Here is a 16,044-nt window from a genome sequence, read left to right as displayed (position 1 = left end):
TGCCAACGGACACCGCTGCAAAGGGTGCGCAGCAAATGCCAAACACATTGCACACCAATAACAAGCGACTCCGTCGTCTGCAGCCCCCGGCGGATGCGTCCACATGAATAAGTCCGGCACTGTGCCACCCGACAAGCTCGTAGCGGCTACCGGCGCGATCGAAGCCACGCCATCAGCTCAAGCCGCTGCAACCCCTGCCAAGCTCAATCTTGGCCTGCTGGTAGCACTGGTAGTTGGCTCCATTATCGGCAGCGGCATCTTCGGTCTGCCACAGAATATGGCAGCGGGTGCTGGCGCTGGTGCCATCCTGATCGGCTGGACCATTACCGGTATCGGTATGCTCCTGCTCGTCAGGGTTTATCAAATGCTCTCACTGCGCAAACCCGAGCTTAACAATGGCGTCTATGCCTATGCCCGCGCGCTGTCGGGTGAATACGTCGGCTTCAACTCTGCCTGGGGATACTGGGTAAGCGCCTGGATTGGCAATGTCGGTTATCTGGTCGCTGCCTTCAGTGCGCTTGGCTACTTCTTCCCCATGTTTGGCGATGGCAACTCGCCGGCGGCCATCGCTGGTGCCTCAATCGTCTTGTGGGTCATCCATCTATTGGTACTGCGCGGCATACAAGGCGCGGCGGTACTCAATGCGGTGATTACGTTAGCCAAGATAGTGCCGCTGCTGCTGTTCATCGCACTGGTAGCAATGGCCTTCCAGATAGACACTTTCCGTCTCGATTTTTGGGGAGACGCGGGCCTGGGTTCGATACTCGATCAGGTCAAGAGCACCATGCTGGTGACCGTCTGGGTATTCATAGGCATCGAAGGTGCCAGTGTCTACTCGGCAAGAGCACGCAAGCGTGAGGACGTAGGTCGGGCCACTATTCTCGGCTTCCTGATTTGCCTGCTGCTGCTGATGGCGGTGTCGCTGTTGTCGTTGGGCGTACTCAACCAGCCCTCGCTGGCCGGTTTGAAAAACCCGTCAATGGCCGGCGTACTGGAGAACGCTGTCGGCACCTGGGGGGCCATACTGATCTACGTGGGCCTGATCGTCTCCGTGGGCGGTGGTTTCCTCGCCTGGATGCTGCTAGCCGCGGAGTCGCTGTTCACCCCTGCCGGTGGTGGCGTAATGCCAAAATGGCTGGGACAGACAAATACAAAACACGTGCCTGCCAACGCCCTTTGGCTTACCAACGGCATGGTGCAGCTGTTTCTGATACTGACACTGTTCTCCGAAGCTTCCTACCTGGCACTGATCTCGCTGTCTACCGCGATGATCCTTCTTCCCTACCTGTTCAGCGCGACTTATGGCCTGGCACTGGCATGGCGTAAGGAGGGTGTCAAAGCGGCCATTCAGCGCGCTGACGTGCCCGTAGCCGCCCTGGCAACTCTGTACTGTCTGTGGCTGCTGTACGCCGCCGGATTCAAGTACCTGTTGCTGAGCGCCATGCTCTATGCGCCAGGCGTGTTGCTATACACCTGGGCCAAGCGCCAGCGACAGGAACGGGTTTTCAATGCCTGGGAATGGGCAGTCTTTGCTGCCCTGGTCGTGCTGGCCAGCGTGGCCGCCACGCTTCTGGCCATGGGGCGACTCAGTCTGTGAGACCTTCCCTGTTTTCACACCCCATCGACATCATCAGGAGTACAACGCCATGACGCCCCAAGGTGTGCATTCTGAAGTTGGCAGGCTGCGTCGCGTACTGGTATGCCGTCCCGGCCTGGCGCAGCAGCGCCTGACACCGGCCAATTGCCACGACTTGTTGTTCGATGACGTCATCTGGGTCGAGCAGGCGCGCAATGACCACGACGCTTTCACCAACGCAATGGTGAGCCATGACGTCGAGGTGCTGGAGTTACATGATCTACTGACCACGACCGTGGCCGATCCGGCCGCCCGGGCCTGGCTGCTCGACCATAAGCTAGCCCCCGGCACCATCGACGCCGAGCTAGCGCAGCAGCTACGCCCCTGGCTGGAGGAGCTGGCACCGCAACGTCTGGCTGAGCACCTGATCGGCGGTTTGGCGCGCGCCGAGCTGACGTTCGAACCAGAGGGCCTGCTGGCACACTACACGTCCGCAAATGACTTTTTGCTGCCGCCGCTACCCAACACCCTGTTCAGCCGTGACAGCAGTTGCTGGGTCGGGAAGGGCGTGGTGCTCTGCCCGATGTACTGGCCCGCGCGGCGACAGGAAACGCTACTCACCGCGGCGGTCTATCGTTTCCATCCGATGTTCGGCGATCAGGTGACAACCTGGTGGGGTGACCCCGATGAAGATCACGGTGGCGCAACGATGGAAGGTGGCGATGTGATGCCCCTGGGCAATGGCGTGGTGTTGATAGGCATGGGTGAACGAACATCTCCACAGGCTGTTAGCCAACTTGCCCGTGCCCTGTTTGCCAAAGGCGCTGCCACCCGCGTGCTTGCCGCACAAATACCAAAGTCCCGCGGCGCCATGCACCTGGATACGGTATTTACCTTCTGCGATGTGGACCTGGTAACCCGTTTCCCGGAAATGGTTGATGCGATCCGCGTGCATAGTCTGCGACCAGGTGAACTGGAAGGCAGTCTTGATGTACGTACTGAAACCAAGCCTTTCCTCGACGTGGTAGCCGAGGCGATCGGGGTGACCCGGCTACGCTCGGTAGCCACTGGGGGAAACTCCTGGCAATCCGAACGAGAGCAGTGGGACGACGGCAACAACCTGCTGGCACTGGCGCCTGGGGTGGTGATGGGCTATGCCCGCAATACTCACACCAACACTCTCCTGCGTAAGGCTGGCGTTGAAGTCATTACGGTCCCGGGTTCCGAGCTGGGACGTGGGCGCGGGGGCAGTCACTGCATGTCCTGTCCCATCGAGCGCGACGCGCTCTAACCCCAACTCCAGATGAGAAAACACCATGAGTTTTAATCTACACAATCGCAGCCTATTGGCGCTCAAGGACTTCACTCCGGATGAAATCCGCTTCCTGCTGGATCTAGCTGCCGAACTAAAACGCTCCAAGGCTGTGGGCAACGAAGTGCCACACTTGAAAGGCAAGAATGTCGCCTTGATCTTCGAGAAGCCGTCGACGCGCACCCGCTGCGCATTCGAAGTCGCTGTGCACGATCAAGGTGGTCACGTCACCTGCCTCGATTCCGGCACCTCGCAACTGGGCCACAAGGAATCGCTGAAAGACACCGCGCGCGTACTCGGGCGCTACTACGACGGCATCGAATACCGCGGATTTCACCAAAGCGTAGTCGAAGAGCTGGCGCAGTATGCCGGGGTGCCGGTATGGAACGGCCTGACTGACGAGATGCATCCCACCCAGATACTGGCCGACCTGATGACGATGCAGGAATTTGGCGAAAAGCCATTGCACGAACTGTGTTTCTGCTATCTCGGTGACGCCAGCTTCAATATGGGCAGTTCACTTTTGGTCGGCGGCACGCTGATGGGCATGGATGTCCGCATTTGTTCGCCCACGGATCTGCAGCCACCCGCCGAGCTAGTGGCACAGATGCGCGAACTGGCAAGCACGACCGGCGCTCGTATCACACTGGAAACCGATCCATTGAAGGCTGTGGCCGGTGCTGACTTTCTCTACACCGATGTCTGGGTCTCGATGGGCCAGGACGACGAGGTGTGGCAAAAGCGCATCGATCAATTACTGCCTTATCAGGTCAATACCGCCTTGATGCAGGCAACTGGCAAGCCAAATAGTCGCTTCATGCACTGTCTGCCGGCATTCCACAGTTTAGAAACCGAGGTCGGTCGCCAGGTACATGAGAAGTACGGCCTCAGCGAGATAGAAGTCACCGATGAAGTATTCGAGTCAGACGCATCGATTGTTTTCACCCAGGCAGAGAACCGTATGCACACCATCAAGGCCGTGCTGGTAGCGACCCTCGGATGATACTTAACGGAGCTGAATCATGAGGATTGTCGTTGCGCTGGGCGGCAATGCGCTCCTGCGCCGCGATCAACCCCCCACTGCGGAGAACCAGTTGGAGAACATCTGTAGTGCTGCCTCTCAACTGGCGCGCGTGGCTGAAAAGCACGACCTGGTACTGACACATGGCAACGGCCCACAGGTTGGGTTATTGGCACTGCAGGCTGATGCCTATGTAAAGGTGGATGCCTACCCACTGGACGTATTGGGCGCGCAGACCGACGGCATGATCGGCTACCTGCTGGAACAGGAGCTGGCCAATCGGCTACCTGCCACTCGGGAGGTGGCGACGCTCATCACTCGAGTTGAGGTGGATCCACAGGATCCCGCCTTCAAACATCCCAGCAAGCCAATCGGCCCGATCTACAGCAAGGCCGAATCCGAACAGGTCGCCAGCGCCAAGGGCTGGAGCATGGCTGCAGATGGCAGCGCATTTAGGCGCGTCGTTGCATCCCCAAAACCCCTGCGTGTGCTCGGTCTACAGGCAATTCGCTGGTTGCTGGAACGGGGCGCACTGGTCATCGCCGCCGGAGGCGGGGGCATACCAGTGGCACGCAATGGGGAAAAATATCTGCAGGGTGTGGAGGCAGTAATCGATAAGGATCTCTGCAGTAGCCTGCTTGCACGCGCATTGCAGGCAGATCTATTAGTGATTGCCACTGACGTACCCGCCGTCTTCCTTGACTGGGGGAAAGCGACGCAGCGCCCCCTCGGAAAGGTGACACCTCAAGATTTAAGCAACTACGACTTCGCGGCGGGTTCGATGGGGCCAAAAGTCGAGGCCGCTCAGGCTTTTGTTTGCGCTACCGGTCAACCTGCGATGATCGGTTCACTTGAGCAGATCGAAGATATGCTCGAAGGCAGCGCCGGAACGCAGGTCTGCCCGGAAACGCAAAGTGATCTCAATATCTAGTAACGCCTGTTATCGCTGTCCAGAAAGCGTGTCAGTTCGGGTGAGGCAAGAAAAATAGAAGTGGCTTCTGCGGCACCTATATCGAGAGTTATAGCCTCCCAAAATTAATCATGCTCCCAAAAGAATGCAGAGTAATTACAGCAACTGAGTGAAGCATCGGGACTCATAAGAACGACCAAGTAATTCAGTCCAAAATACATCTTCACCAAGGAACTAGATCATGACTAAAAAAATGCGAGCAGCCATTGTCGAACAATTCGGCCAGGACCTCGTCGTTCAAAATATCGAAATCCCTGCGCCGGGCCCCGGACAGATTCTGGTCAAGACAGAGGCCTGCGGTGTTTGCCACACCGATCTACATGCCGCTCGCGGCGACTGGCCGCTGAAACCCACTCCGCCCTTCATCCCTGGTCACGAAGGCATCGGCATTGTGGTTGCACTGGGGACTGGCGTCAGCGCAGTGAAAGAGGGGGATCGCGTTGGCGTCCCATGGCTCTATTCCGCCTGCGGACACTGCGAGCATTGCTTGGCCGCGTGGGAAACCGTGTGTGGAGAAGCCGAATTTGGTGGCTATACCAGGAATGGCGGCTTCGCCGAATACATTCTTGCAGACCCCAATTATGTGGCCCATATTCCTGCCGGCCTGTCAGCCATAGAGGCCGCCCCTCTCATCTGCGCCGGTGTCACCACCTACAAGGGCATCAAGGAAACGGATGCGAAGCCCGGTGAGTGGATTGCCATCTCGGGTATTGGCGGTCTCGGTCATCTCGGCGTGCAATACGCCAAGGCACTTGGTTTACATGTTTGTGCGGTCGATATCGACGACAAGAAGCTGGAACATGCTACCCAGCTCGGCGCCGATGCCGTGGTCAACGCCAAGCAACCAGATGCCGTCGAAGCCGTGATAAAGGCAACCGGCGGCGGCGCACATGGCGTATTGATTACTGCCCCATCGTTGACCGCCTTTAACCAAGGCATCGCCATGACACGCAAACGTGGCACTTGCGTGCTAGTCGGTTTGCCACCCGGTGACTTTCCAACCCCTCTGTTCGATGTTGTCGCTAACTGCATCACCATCCGGGGATCGTTTGTTGGCACACGCCAAGACATGGCCGAGACACTGGCTTTCGCGGCTGAAGGTAAAGTCAGGGCGGATGTCGAATTACAGCCTTTATCCGCCATCAATGACGTCTTTAAACGATTGGAAAATGGAGATGTACCGTCAAGAGTCGTGATCGACTTTTCGAAATCGGCGTCAATGAGTTGATATGGTCGAAAGGGGCTTTGCGGCCCCCCATGGCACCACCTGTGGTCTTCGTTCCATTCAGAATGTTGCGCACAGCTGTCATTTTTACTGGAGCCTTGCCGAGAAGAACGCAGACTAACGCCAACTCTGTATCAATTCATCAAGGTCGACACCACGACTCTATTTGGTGTCATTTGTTTCCATGACGGCGTTTAGCTCAATCCGCCGCCTGCGTCTCGTCCTGACCGCTTTCCGCCAACGCGTGCTTCACTACTCCCTGCTGCTTCATGCGAGTGAGAAAATCCTCGACGTAGCGGATGACGGCGTCCGAAGCCTGCGGCTTGGGCACCGCCATGCATTGCTCGATGGCGGTGAAGCGCCCTGGCAAAACACGATAACCGGGATTCGACGCGGCATAGGCCGCGAGTGGCTGACGCACACCGGCGGCGGCATCCAGTTGGCTCTCGACGAATAGCTCGATCGCCGCCGCCGAGGTAGCGGAACGTACCAAACTGGCCTTCTGCAATGCGCGAGTCAGGTAAAGATCGTAGGCCGCCCCCTTGCCCACCGCGATCCTAATGCCATCCTGGTCCAGCTCTTCGACTGCCTGAAACGGCGCGGTTTCCGGCACCAGGTAGGTGCCTTCGATGATCACGTAAGGAGCTGTAAAGTGGATTTTCTCGGCGCGCACCGGATCACGGGCGAGAAAGCCGATTCGCCAGGCGTCGTCATCGATCGCCGCGAACACGTCGCCCGCACCCTCGAAGGTGGCGAACTCGATCGCCACGTCGAGCTCCGATGCCAGCGCTCGCGCCAGCGCCACCGAGACGCCGGAAGGCTCGCCGTCCTCGCCGCGCTGCGCGAGTACGATATTGCCGTAGTTGATGGCGACAAGCAGTCGCCCATGCGGTGCCAGCGCTTCGATTACCGCAGACCTGTCATCGCTCATCGGTTGCTCCCAGTGATCAGCATCGCCGCAAGTTGGGCTATCCGGACTATAGCCGGAGTCGGTGCCAGCGCGAGCACTGAATCTCGTGACATCGGCTTTTGAAGGCGTCTCCGACGGCAACACCTCCGGTTCAATGACGACGGCCCCGCCATGGCGGGGCCGTCGAATACTTGCCGCACTATCCTGGGTATCGGTATCAGGAGACCTTGGCCGGCAGAAACTCCGCCTTGAGCTTGCCGGCGAACATCGGCACCAGCACCACCAGCGCGGCGGCGATCCATAGCCCGATCGACAGGCTCGACTGGAACAGGATGGCGACGTCGCCACCGCTGATCGACAGCGCCCGGCGAAGGTTCTCTTCCATCAGCCCGCCCACCAAGGAGCTGATCTATCCAGCGTCTCAAAGGCGTTTTGCCGACATCGACGGCGCGGGATGCTTCAGCGACCGAGTATCCCTGGTCGATACGAGCCCGGCCGCTGCTCGTTTGAACTCGGTAGAAAAGGAAAGACGTTGTCTTGCCATGGATCACCTCTACTTGGGTGGCGTCGATACTACCTAAATGGGTGTCCGGTTTTAGTGAACCACTACAGACAAACACTATGTGCAACTGCGTTGCCAGCCGGTGTAGGTGCGCTAGCGAACCGACTGCCCAAACAATCGTTGTAACACTGTTCCGCTGGTCACTGCGGCCGGCGGCGGTGATGTCACGGTGGCGCGGAATGGCGAGGGCAAAGCTGGAGTGTGCGCCGAAAACAGCAACATGCGGCAACGTTTGAGCCGCTTCAAGCAAACGTAGCTCGAGCGGTCAGACGCGGAGTACCGCGGAACCCAACTCCTCTGTTTAGAGACTCAATGTCATTATGTCAGTCAGCCGTAAATGGATCTTCCCCGCCGTCAGCGTCGCCATTGTGGCCATTATCGCTGCCGGTCTCTGGTACACCTTGCGCCCCACGGGCTTGGGCGACGGTTTTGCCAGCGGCAATGGCCGGATCGAAGCCACCGATGTCGATGCGGCCAGCAAGCTGGCAGGGCGTATCGCCAGTATCGAGGTCGAGGAGGGCGAGTTCGTTAGGGCCGGGCAGGTGATTGCGCGCATGGACACCCAGGTGCTGCAGGCGCAAGTACTTCAGGCTCAGGCGCAAATGCGCCAGGCCCAGAACAGCCAACTGACAGCCAGTGCCCAGGTACGCCTGCGTGAGAGCGAGAAAGTGACCGCTGAGGCCATCGTTCGCCAACGGCAGGCGGAAGTCTCTGCCGCGCAAAAGCGTCATGCCCGCAGCGCCATTCTGGTCAAGCGCAATGTCATGGCGCAGCAACAGCTGGATGATGATCTTGCCCACCTGCAAAGCACCCAGGCGGCGCTGGCCGCTGCCCAGTCCCAGGTTATTTCGGCTGAAGCGGGGATTGCCGCTGCTCAGTCCCAGGTGATTGAAGCGTTGTCCGCCGTGGAGGCAGCCGAGGCCAGTGTCGAGCGTTTACAGATCGATATCGAGGACAGCCAACTCAAGGCACCACGCACGGGGCGAGTGCAATACCGCATCGCCGAGCCGGGTGAAGTGATAGGGGCGGGCGGCAAGGTGCTCAATCTGGTCGATCTGAGTGATGTCTACATGACCTTTTTCCTGCCCGAGCAGCAGGCCGGCCGGGTCGCCTTGGGAGCAGAGGTGCGTCTGGTGATTGATGCCATACCCCAGTATGTGATCCCGGCCGAGGTCAGCTATGTGGCCAGCGTCGCCCAGTTCACCCCGAAAACTGTGGAAACCGCCAGCGAGCGCGAAAAGCTGATGTTCCGGGTCAAGGCGCGACTGGATCCTCAGCTATTGCAGCAGCATCTTACCCAGGTCAAAACCGGGGTGCCTGGAGTCGCATACCTGCGCCTCGACCCACAGGTCGAGTGGCCTGAACACCTGGCGATCAAGGTTCCGCAGTGAGCGCGCCTGCAGCACCCGTCGCGCAGTTGCATGAGGTCAGCCTGCAGTACGGTAAAACCTGCGCGCTCAACGCCGTCAGCCTGGAAATTCCCGCGCGTAGCATGGTCGGTTTGATCGGCCCCGACGGGGTGGGTAAATCCAGCCTGCTCGCCTTGATTGCCGGCGCCCGTAAAATCCAGAGCGGGCAAATCGAAGTGCTTGGCGGCGACATGGCCAGCCGTGACCATCGCCGGCAAGTCTGCCCGCTCATCGCCTATATGCCCCAGGGGTTGGGCAAGAACCTCTACCCGACGCTCTCGGTGATCGAGAACCTGGACTTCTTCGCCCGCCTGTTCGGCCAGGCTGAATCGGAGCGCAAAACCCGCATTACCGAACTGCTGCGTAGCACCGGGCTCAGCGAGTTTGGCGAGCGGCCAGCGGGCAAGCTGTCCGGCGGCATGAAGCAAAAGCTTGGGCTGTGTTGCGCACTGATCCACGATCCTGACTTGCTGATCCTCGACGAACCGACCACCGGCGTCGATCCGCTGTCGCGCAACCAGTTCTGGGAGCTGATCGAACGCATTCGCCAGCAGCGCCCACAGATGAGTGTGTTGGTCGCCACTGCTTACATGGAGGAAGCCGAGCGCTTCGATCATCTACTGGCCATGGACGACGGCGCTGTGCTGGCCACCGGCAGCCCGGAGGAGCTGCTGGCCTCGACTGGCTGCGAAAGCCTGGAACAGGCCTTTATCGCGCTGTTGCCGGAAGCCAAGCGCAGCGCGCATAAGCAGTTGGTGGTCTTGCCGCGGCCCAGTGGTAATCAGGAAATCGCCATCGAAACCCGTGGCCTGACCATGCGCTTCGGCGATTTTGTCGCGGTCGACAGCGTCGACTTTCGCATCGAGCGCGGGGAGATTTTCGGCTTTCTCGGCTCCAATGGCTGCGGCAAAACCACCACCATGAAGATGCTCACCGGCTTGCTGCAGGCCAGCTCGGGTGAAGCCCTGTTGTTCGGCCAAACCGTAGACGCCAATGACATGGCGACACGCAAGCGGGTTGGCTATATGTCGCAGTCATTCTCGCTGTACGCCGAGTTGAGCGTGCGACAGAACCTGGTTCTGCACGCGCAGCTGTTTCACGTACCGGCCACGGAGATCGCGGCGCGGGTGACGGCCATGGCTGAGCGTTTCAGCCTGGGTGGCGTCATGGAGGAGCTGCCCGAGCGCCTACCACTGGGCATTCGCCAGCGTCTCTCACTGGCTGTAGCGGTCATCCACAAGCCAGAAATACTCATCCTCGACGAACCCACATCAGGTGTCGATCCGATTGCCCGTGACCTGTTCTGGCAGCTGATGCTCGATCTCTCACGCAATGACGGGGTGACCATTTTCATCTCCACCCACTTTATGAATGAGGCATTGCGCTGCGACCGTATCTCCTTGATGCACGCCGGCAAAGTGCTCGCCAGCGACACGCCTAAGGCACTGATGACCAAGCGCGGCCTGCCCAGCCTGGAAGCCACCTTTATTGCCTACTTACAGGATGCCGTTGGCGAACAGGCGCAAGTACCAGCCCCCGAAGCAACAGAGGCTACGCCAGGGACAGCGGCGAAAACGCTAAAGCGTAAACGGTTCAGCCTGTTACGCCTGTTTAGCTACACCCGCCGCGAAACCCTGGAGCTGCGCCGTGACCCGATTCGCGGCGGCATGGCGTTGCTTGGTACTCTGCTGCTGCTGTTTATCATCGGCTATGGCATCAGCCTGGACGTCGAGAACCTGACCTACGCCGTGCTCGACCGCGACCAGACCACCACCAGCCAGGCTTACGCGCTCAATCTGGCCGGTTCTCGCTATTTCATCGAGCAAGCGCCGCTGCACGATTACGATGAGTTGGACCGCCGCATGCGCAGTGGCGAGATCAGCCTGGCGGTGGAAATCCCGCCCAACTTTGGTCGCGACCTCAAACGTGGCGCTGTACCCCAGGTGGGTATGTGGCTCGATGGCGCCATGCCGATGCGCGCTGAAACCATCCGGGGTTATGTGACGGGCTTGCATGCCGGCTACTTGCAGGAGATGGCCCGGCAGGACAGCGCGGCAACTGCGAGCACCCTGCCAACCCTGGAAGTGCGCTACCGCTACAACCCGGACGTGGAAAGCCTGAATGCCATGGTGCCGGCCGTAATCCCGCTGTTGCTGATGCTGATTCCGGCGATGCTCACAGCCCTCGGCGTGGTGCGCGAAAAAGAGTTGGGGTCGATCATCAACCTGTATGTCACGCCGGTCACTCGCCTGGAGTTCCTACTTGGCAAGCAACTGCCGTATATCGCCCTGGGCATGCTCAATTTCGTTCTGCTGGTGATAGCCGCGGTGTGGGTATTCGATGTGCCGCTCAAGGGCAGCCTACTGGCCTTGATGGTTGGCGGTCTGCTGTACATCAGCTGCGCCACAGCCATGGGATTGTTGATGTCGACCTTCACCCGCAGCCAGATCGCCGCGGTTTTCGGTACGGCCATCGTTACCCTGATCCCGGCCATCCAGTTCTCCGGATTGATCTACCCAGTAGCGTCACTGGAGGGCTTTGGCGCTGTGGTCGGCCAGGTGTATCCCACGTCGCACTTTCTCACCATCAGCCGCGGGGTGTTTTCCAAGGCACTTGGTTTCGCTGAGCTGTACAGCTACTTCATTGCCTTGCTGGTGACCATTCCCGTTCTGTTGGCATTGTGTACCAGCTTGCTGAAAAAGCAGGAGGCCTGACATGGAGCAACTGGCGAACATCTTTCACCTGGGGCTCAAGGAGCTGCGCAGCCTGCAGCGCGACCCCGCACTGCTGCTGTTGATAATCTGGGCCTTTAGCCTGGGGATCGTTACCGCGGCCACCAGCATGCCGGAAAGCCTGCACAACGCCTCGATTGCGGTGGTTGACGAAGACCGTTCACCACTCTCTGCACGGTTGATCGATGCCTTCCAGCCACCGTTCTTTCGACCTCCGCAGCTTATTGAGCTGGACCAGATGGATCACGGCATGGACTCCGGGCAGTACACCTTTACCCTCAATATTCCGCCGGACTTCCAGCGCGACGTACTCGCCGGGCACAGCCCGGCGATCCAGCTCAATGTCGATGCCACGCAGGTGAGCATGGCCTTCACTGGTGCCGGCTATATCCAGGTGATTGGTGCCGAGGAGGTCAGTGCATTCTTACGGCGCTATCGCGCAGACCTGCCGCAGCAGGCGGAGGTGGCCATCCGCGTAGCATTCAACCCAAACTTGACGCGCAGCTGGTTCGGCTCGGTGATGGAGGTGATCAACCAGATCACCATGCTGTCGATCATTCTCACTGGCGCCGCGCTTATCCGCGAGCGCGAGCATGGCACCATCGAGCACCTGCTGGTCATGCCGGTGACACCACCCGAAATTATGCTGGCCAAGGTCTGGTCGATGGGCCTGGTCGTGCTGCTGGCCACCGCGCTTTCGCTGCTGCTGGTGGTGCAAGGCTGGCTGCAGGTGCCGATTGCCGGCTCACTGCCGCTGTTTCTCTGTGGTGCACTGCTGCACCTGTTCGCCACCACGTCGATGGGCATCTTCTTTGGCACCATCGCCCGCTCGATGCCGCAACTGGGCCTATTGATCATTCTGGTGCTGATCCCGCTACAGATCCTCTCGGGGGGGACCACACCGCGTGAGAGCATGCCTGAGCTGGTGCAGCAGATCATGCTGGTGGCGCCCACTACCCACTTTGTCGATCTGGCCCAGGCGATTCTCTACCGCGGTGCGGGGTTCGCCACCGTGTGGCCACAGTTCTTGGCAATCATCGCCATCGGTGGGTTGTTTTTTACCGGCGCGCTGCTGCGCTTTCGCAAGACGCTGGCGCAGATGTCCTGAGAGTTATCTGTATTAAGCCCCACCGCTGCAAGCGGTGGATAACAATACAGAATCGATCCGGACTCTCTAGGCACTAGATGACGGCTTGACTGGTGTCCTTGCGCAAACATTGCTGAACAACCTGCATTGAAGCTCGCGTCGTATTTCTCTATGAAAAACACCCCGAAGGTTGGATGGGTATCCAACTTTCAGAGTGCAGTTCACGTCAGGCAACTTTCGCCGGCAGCAATTTCGCCTTGAGCTTACCCGCGAACATCGGCACCAATACCACCAGCGCGGCGGCGATCCATAGCCCGATCGACAGGCTCGACTGGAACAGGATCGCGACATCGCCGCCGCTGATCGACAGCGCCCGGCGCAGGTTCTCTTCCATCAGCCCGCCCAGCACGAAGCCCAGCACTACCGGCGCCAGCGAGAAGCCGAACTTGCGAAGTAGATAGCCGAATACGCCGATGACCAGCATCAGGTAGATCGCCATCAGGTCGGAATGCAGCTGATAGACGCCGACGAAGGCGAGGATCGCCACGCTGGGCACCAGGATCCAGCGCGGCACCTGCAACACGCGGGCGAACACGCCGGCCAGCGGCAGGTTCAACAGCAGCAGCATGACGTTGCCGATATAGAGCGAGGCGATCAGACAGCCCACCACCACCGGTTGTTCGCGGAACATCATCGGGCCGGGGTTGATGTTGTAGAGCATCAGCGCGCCCAACAGGATCGCCGTGGTGCCCGAGCCGGGAATGCCCAACGTCAGCATCGGCACGAAAGAGCCGGCGGCGGAGGCGTTGTTGGCGGCTTCCGGCGCGGCCAGACCGCGCATGTCCCCGGTGCCGAACGTATTGTCGCGGTCACTGATGCGTTTTTCGGTGGTGTAGGCCACGGCGCTGGCGACCGAGGCGCCGGTGCCCGGCAGCACGCCAATGACGAAGCCGATCACGCTGGAACGCAGGATCGCCCACTTGCAGTACATCACTTCGCTCATCTTGACCATGACTCGGCCGATCGGCGCCATTTCGCCGTCCTGGTCATGGCGGAAGGCGTGCTCGAGCATCAGCAGTATCTCGCTGACCGCGAACAGGCCGATGATCATCACCACGAAATCGATGCCGTCGTAGAGCTCGGGCATGTCGAAGGTGAAGCGCAGCACGCCGGTGCCGGAGTCGACGCCGACGGTGGAGATCAGCACGCCGAGCACGGCACCGATCAGGGTCTTGAGCGGATCCTTGCCCATCATCGCGGACATCGAAGCGAAGGCGAAGATCATCAGCGCGAAGAATTCCGCGGGCCCGAACTTGACCGCGACGACCGCCAGCAGCGGCGCGAACAGGGTCAAACCGACGATCGCCACGGTCGCGCCGATGAACGAGCTGACCGCCGACAGGCCCAGCGCCGGCCCAGCCAGGCCCTTCTTGGCCAGCGGATGGCCGTCCAGCGTGGTCATCACCGCACCGGCATCGCCGGGCACGTTGAGCAGGATGCTCGACATCCGCCCGCCGTACTCGGAACCGGTGTAGATACCGGCCAGCAGGATGAGCGCAGATTCGGCCGGCAGACCCAGCGTGTAGGCCAGCGGCATCAGAATGGCGATGCCGTTGATCGGGCCGATGCCCGGCAGCGCGCCGAACAGCGTCCCCAGCAGCGCGCCCAGGAACGCCAGCCCCAGATTGAGCGGCGTCAGGGCGACACCGAAGCCCTGGATCAGAAAATCGAACATTCAGTCGCTCCCCAGCAGCGGCTCGATCCAGCTACCGGTCGGCAGCGAGATTCCCAGTCCGTAGGTAAATAGCAGATAACTGCCCAACGCCAGCAGCAGACCGCCGACGACCGCCTTCACCGGCGTCGCCCCGAACAGCCAGGCGATGACGATGCTGACCAGCGCCGTCGTCACTAAAAAGCCCAGATTGATGAACAGCGCCGCGTAGAAGCCCAGCACCGCCATGGTGAACACGAGGCGCAGCAGCAGCGCGCCGGTCGGCCATTCACCACTGGCGCCGGGGCGAACGAACAGCACGACGGCCAGAATCGCCAGCAGCCCCGCCAACATCAGCGGGACGGCCTTCGGCCCCAGCGGGTCGTAGCTGAAAGGCACCTGCAGCTGCCAGGCCTGGACGGCGACGAACGCCGCCAGACCGAGCAACAGCAAACTCAGGATTCGGTCGGCGGCGAGTTTCATTGGGTCAGACCCACTTCCTTGGCGAGCTGTTCGAAGTCGCTGACTTGCTGCTTCACATACTGATGGAAGTCGTCACCGAACTTGGACATCGGGAACAGTCCGCGACCCTCGCGCAGCTTCTTGAAGCTGTCGGTGTCATTCAGTTCGCGCAGACGATCAGCCCACTGCTGATAGGCTTCGTCGCTGACATTGGGGCCCATGTAGTAACCGCGCCAGATCGGCCATTCGACGTCGTAACCCTGCTCCTTGGCAGTCGGGATATCGGCGTAAGGTCCGCCCATGCGCTCTTCGGACAGCGCCGCCAGAATCCGGATCTCGCCGCTGTCGAGCTGCGGCTTGAGCTCGGCCAGATCGCCGGTGAAGACCTGGATGTGCTCGCCCAGCAGTGCCGCCAGCGCTTCGCCGCCGCCCTCGAAGGAGACGTAACGCAGCTTGCGCGGATCGACATTGTCGGCCTTGGCCATCAGCGCGGCCTTCATCCAGTCCTGGCTACCGATCGTGCCGCCGGCGCCGATCACCACGCTGGAGGGATCCTTCTTCATCGCCTTCATCAGCTCGTCGAGGTTGTTCCACGGCGCATCCTTGCGCACCACCACGGCGCCGTAGTCGACACCCAGCGCGCCCAGCCAGCGCACGTCGTCGACCTTGTGCTGCTGACCGAACTTGCCCAGCGCCAGATTGAGTGCGGCGCCGGTGCTGGCGGCCACGATCAGGTTGGGATCGTCGTCGCGCACGCCGGTCAAATGGTTATAGGCCACGGCACCGATGCCGCCGGGCATGTAGCTGACCATCATCGGCTCGTCGATCAGCTTGGCCTCCTGCAGGCCATTGGCAGCCAGACGACAGGTCAGATCGTAACCGCCGCCCGGCTTGGCCGGTGCGATACATTCGGGGGGCTTGGCCTGGGCCTGGACGGCGCCGGCCAGCAGCGCGCCGCCAGTCACGACGGCGACCAGCCAGCGAGGAATGATTCGAGAGTTTGGCATGCTGTGCGTCTCCTACCTGGGTTGTTATGCTCGCAAAGCTCATGGCGGGCACCGGACTCG

The 16,044-nt window shown here is 60.3% G+C and carries 13 protein-coding genes and 1 pseudogene; 8 read left to right on the top strand and 6 right to left on the bottom strand.

The features are described 5' to 3' along the window. Positions 1–103 precede the first annotated feature (103 nt). The 5 genes from arcD (at position 104) to adhP (ending at position 6,107) form a co-directional block, all read left to right on the top strand. On the top strand, positions 104–1,597 hold the full coding sequence (gene arcD, locus BTW08_RS01240; RefSeq protein ID WP_075560682.1) for an arginine-ornithine antiporter: 1,494 nt from the start codon (positions 104–106) through the stop codon (positions 1,595–1,597). 49 nt (positions 1,598–1,646) lie between these two features. Beyond that, positions 1,647–2,867, top strand: coding sequence for an arginine deiminase (arcA, locus tag BTW08_RS01235; protein WP_075560681.1), 1,221 nt, complete (start codon positions 1,647–1,649; stop codon positions 2,865–2,867). A gap of 25 nt (positions 2,868–2,892) precedes the next feature. After that, complete coding sequence (gene argF / locus BTW08_RS01230) at positions 2,893–3,891, top strand: ornithine carbamoyltransferase (RefSeq protein ID WP_075560680.1); 999 nt, start codon at positions 2,893–2,895, stop codon at positions 3,889–3,891. Between the two features lie 19 nt (positions 3,892–3,910). Continuing rightward, positions 3,911–4,840: a carbamate kinase gene (arcC, locus tag BTW08_RS01225; protein WP_075560679.1), complete on the top strand. Its 930-nt coding sequence runs from the start codon at positions 3,911–3,913 to the stop codon at positions 4,838–4,840. Positions 4,841–5,060: 220 nt separating this feature from the next. Then, positions 5,061–6,107 (top strand): alcohol dehydrogenase AdhP, encoded by a 1,047-nt coding sequence (gene adhP / locus BTW08_RS01220; RefSeq protein ID WP_075560678.1) that lies wholly within the window; start codon positions 5,061–5,063, stop codon positions 6,105–6,107. Positions 6,108–6,303: 196 nt separating this feature from the next. On the opposite strand, the gene BTW08_RS01215 is transcribed toward adhP, so the two are convergent. The 3 genes and pseudogenes from BTW08_RS01215 to BTW08_RS19310 form a co-directional block, all read right to left on the bottom strand. Continuing rightward, positions 6,304–7,035 carry a transporter substrate-binding domain-containing protein gene (locus BTW08_RS01215; protein ID WP_075560677.1) on the bottom strand — a complete coding sequence of 244 codons (732 nt, stop codon included), beginning with the start codon at positions 7,033–7,035 and terminating at the stop codon, positions 6,304–6,306. Positions 7,036–7,231: 196 nt separating this feature from the next. Further along, positions 7,232–7,399: a hypothetical protein gene (locus BTW08_RS01210; RefSeq protein ID WP_210403165.1), complete on the bottom strand. Its 168-nt coding sequence runs from the start codon at positions 7,397–7,399 to the stop codon at positions 7,232–7,234. A 16-nt stretch (positions 7,400–7,415) separates the two neighbouring features. Further along, positions 7,416–7,558: pseudogene (locus tag BTW08_RS19310) on the bottom strand (transposase); the annotation flags it as partial. 338 nt (positions 7,559–7,896) lie between these two features. Here BTW08_RS19310 and BTW08_RS01205 point away from each other — a divergent pair. Genes BTW08_RS01205 through BTW08_RS01195 form a run of 3 tightly spaced genes read left to right on the top strand, consistent with a single transcriptional unit; the run spans position 7,897 to position 12,825 of the window. After that, a complete protein-coding gene (locus BTW08_RS01205; protein WP_075560675.1) occupies positions 7,897–8,967 on the top strand; it encodes an HlyD family efflux transporter periplasmic adaptor subunit in 1,071 nt (356 codons plus the stop codon). Continuing rightward, complete coding sequence (gene rbbA / locus BTW08_RS01200; protein ID WP_075560674.1) at positions 8,964–11,699, top strand: ribosome-associated ATPase/putative transporter RbbA; 2,736 nt, start codon at positions 8,964–8,966, stop codon at positions 11,697–11,699. The genes BTW08_RS01205 and rbbA overlap by 4 nt, the downstream gene beginning before the upstream one ends. A 1-nt stretch (position 11,700) precedes the next feature. Beyond that, positions 11,701–12,825, top strand: coding sequence for an ABC transporter permease (locus BTW08_RS01195; RefSeq protein ID WP_075560673.1), 1,125 nt, complete (start codon positions 11,701–11,703; stop codon positions 12,823–12,825). Between the two features lie 205 nt (positions 12,826–13,030). On the opposite strand, the gene BTW08_RS01190 is transcribed toward BTW08_RS01195, so the two are convergent. The 3 genes from BTW08_RS01190 to BTW08_RS01180 are packed head-to-tail and all read right to left on the bottom strand — an operon-like array spanning position 13,031 to position 15,984. Continuing rightward, the gene (locus tag BTW08_RS01190; protein ID WP_075560672.1) at positions 13,031–14,539 is read right to left on the bottom strand and encodes a tripartite tricarboxylate transporter permease; all 1,509 of its coding nucleotides are present in this window, start codon (positions 14,537–14,539) and stop codon (positions 13,031–13,033) included. Then, the gene (locus tag BTW08_RS01185) at positions 14,540–14,998 is read right to left on the bottom strand and encodes a tripartite tricarboxylate transporter TctB family protein (RefSeq protein ID WP_075560671.1); all 459 of its coding nucleotides are present in this window, start codon (positions 14,996–14,998) and stop codon (positions 14,540–14,542) included. Then, complete coding sequence (locus BTW08_RS01180; RefSeq protein ID WP_075560670.1) at positions 14,995–15,984, bottom strand: tripartite tricarboxylate transporter substrate binding protein; 990 nt, start codon at positions 15,982–15,984, stop codon at positions 14,995–14,997. Before BTW08_RS01180 ends, BTW08_RS01185 begins: the two co-directional genes overlap by 4 nt. Positions 15,985–16,044: the final 60 nt, after the last annotated feature.

This window comes from Salinicola sp. MH3R3-1 (assembly GCF_001937155.1).
GTDB lineage: Bacteria > Pseudomonadota > Gammaproteobacteria > Pseudomonadales > Halomonadaceae > Salinicola > Salinicola halophyticus.
This window is presented reverse-complemented; position numbering and strand designations above follow the sequence as displayed.

Bases quoted from the DNA above. Each gene is read 5' to 3' on its own strand.
- BTW08_RS01180 (WP_075560670.1), bottom strand. From the start codon at position 15,984: ATGCCAAACTCTCGAATCATTCCTCGCTGGCTGGTCGCCGTCGTGACT.
- adhP (WP_075560678.1), top strand. From the start codon at position 5,061: ATGACTAAAAAAATGCGAGCAGCCATTGTCGAACAATTCGGCCAGGAC.
- BTW08_RS01190 (WP_075560672.1), bottom strand. From the start codon at position 14,539: ATGTTCGATTTTCTGATCCAGGGCTTCGGTGTCGCCCTGACGCCGCTC.
- arcC (WP_075560679.1), top strand. From the start codon at position 3,911: ATGAGGATTGTCGTTGCGCTGGGCGGCAATGCGCTCCTGCGCCGCGAT.
- BTW08_RS01195 (WP_075560673.1), top strand. From the start codon at position 11,701: ATGGAGCAACTGGCGAACATCTTTCACCTGGGGCTCAAGGAGCTGCGC.
- BTW08_RS01210 (WP_210403165.1), bottom strand. From the start codon at position 7,399: ATGGAAGAGAACCTTCGCCGGGCGCTGTCGATCAGCGGTGGCGACGTC.
- argF (WP_075560680.1), top strand. From the start codon at position 2,893: ATGAGTTTTAATCTACACAATCGCAGCCTATTGGCGCTCAAGGACTTC.
- BTW08_RS01205 (WP_075560675.1), top strand. From the start codon at position 7,897: ATGTCAGTCAGCCGTAAATGGATCTTCCCCGCCGTCAGCGTCGCCATT.
- BTW08_RS01185 (WP_075560671.1), bottom strand. From the start codon at position 14,998: ATGAAACTCGCCGCCGACCGAATCCTGAGTTTGCTGTTGCTCGGTCTG.
- arcD (WP_075560682.1), top strand. From the start codon at position 104: ATGAATAAGTCCGGCACTGTGCCACCCGACAAGCTCGTAGCGGCTACC.
- arcA (WP_075560681.1), top strand. From the start codon at position 1,647: ATGACGCCCCAAGGTGTGCATTCTGAAGTTGGCAGGCTGCGTCGCGTA.
- BTW08_RS01215 (WP_075560677.1), bottom strand. From the start codon at position 7,035: ATGAGCGATGACAGGTCTGCGGTAATCGAAGCGCTGGCACCGCATGGG.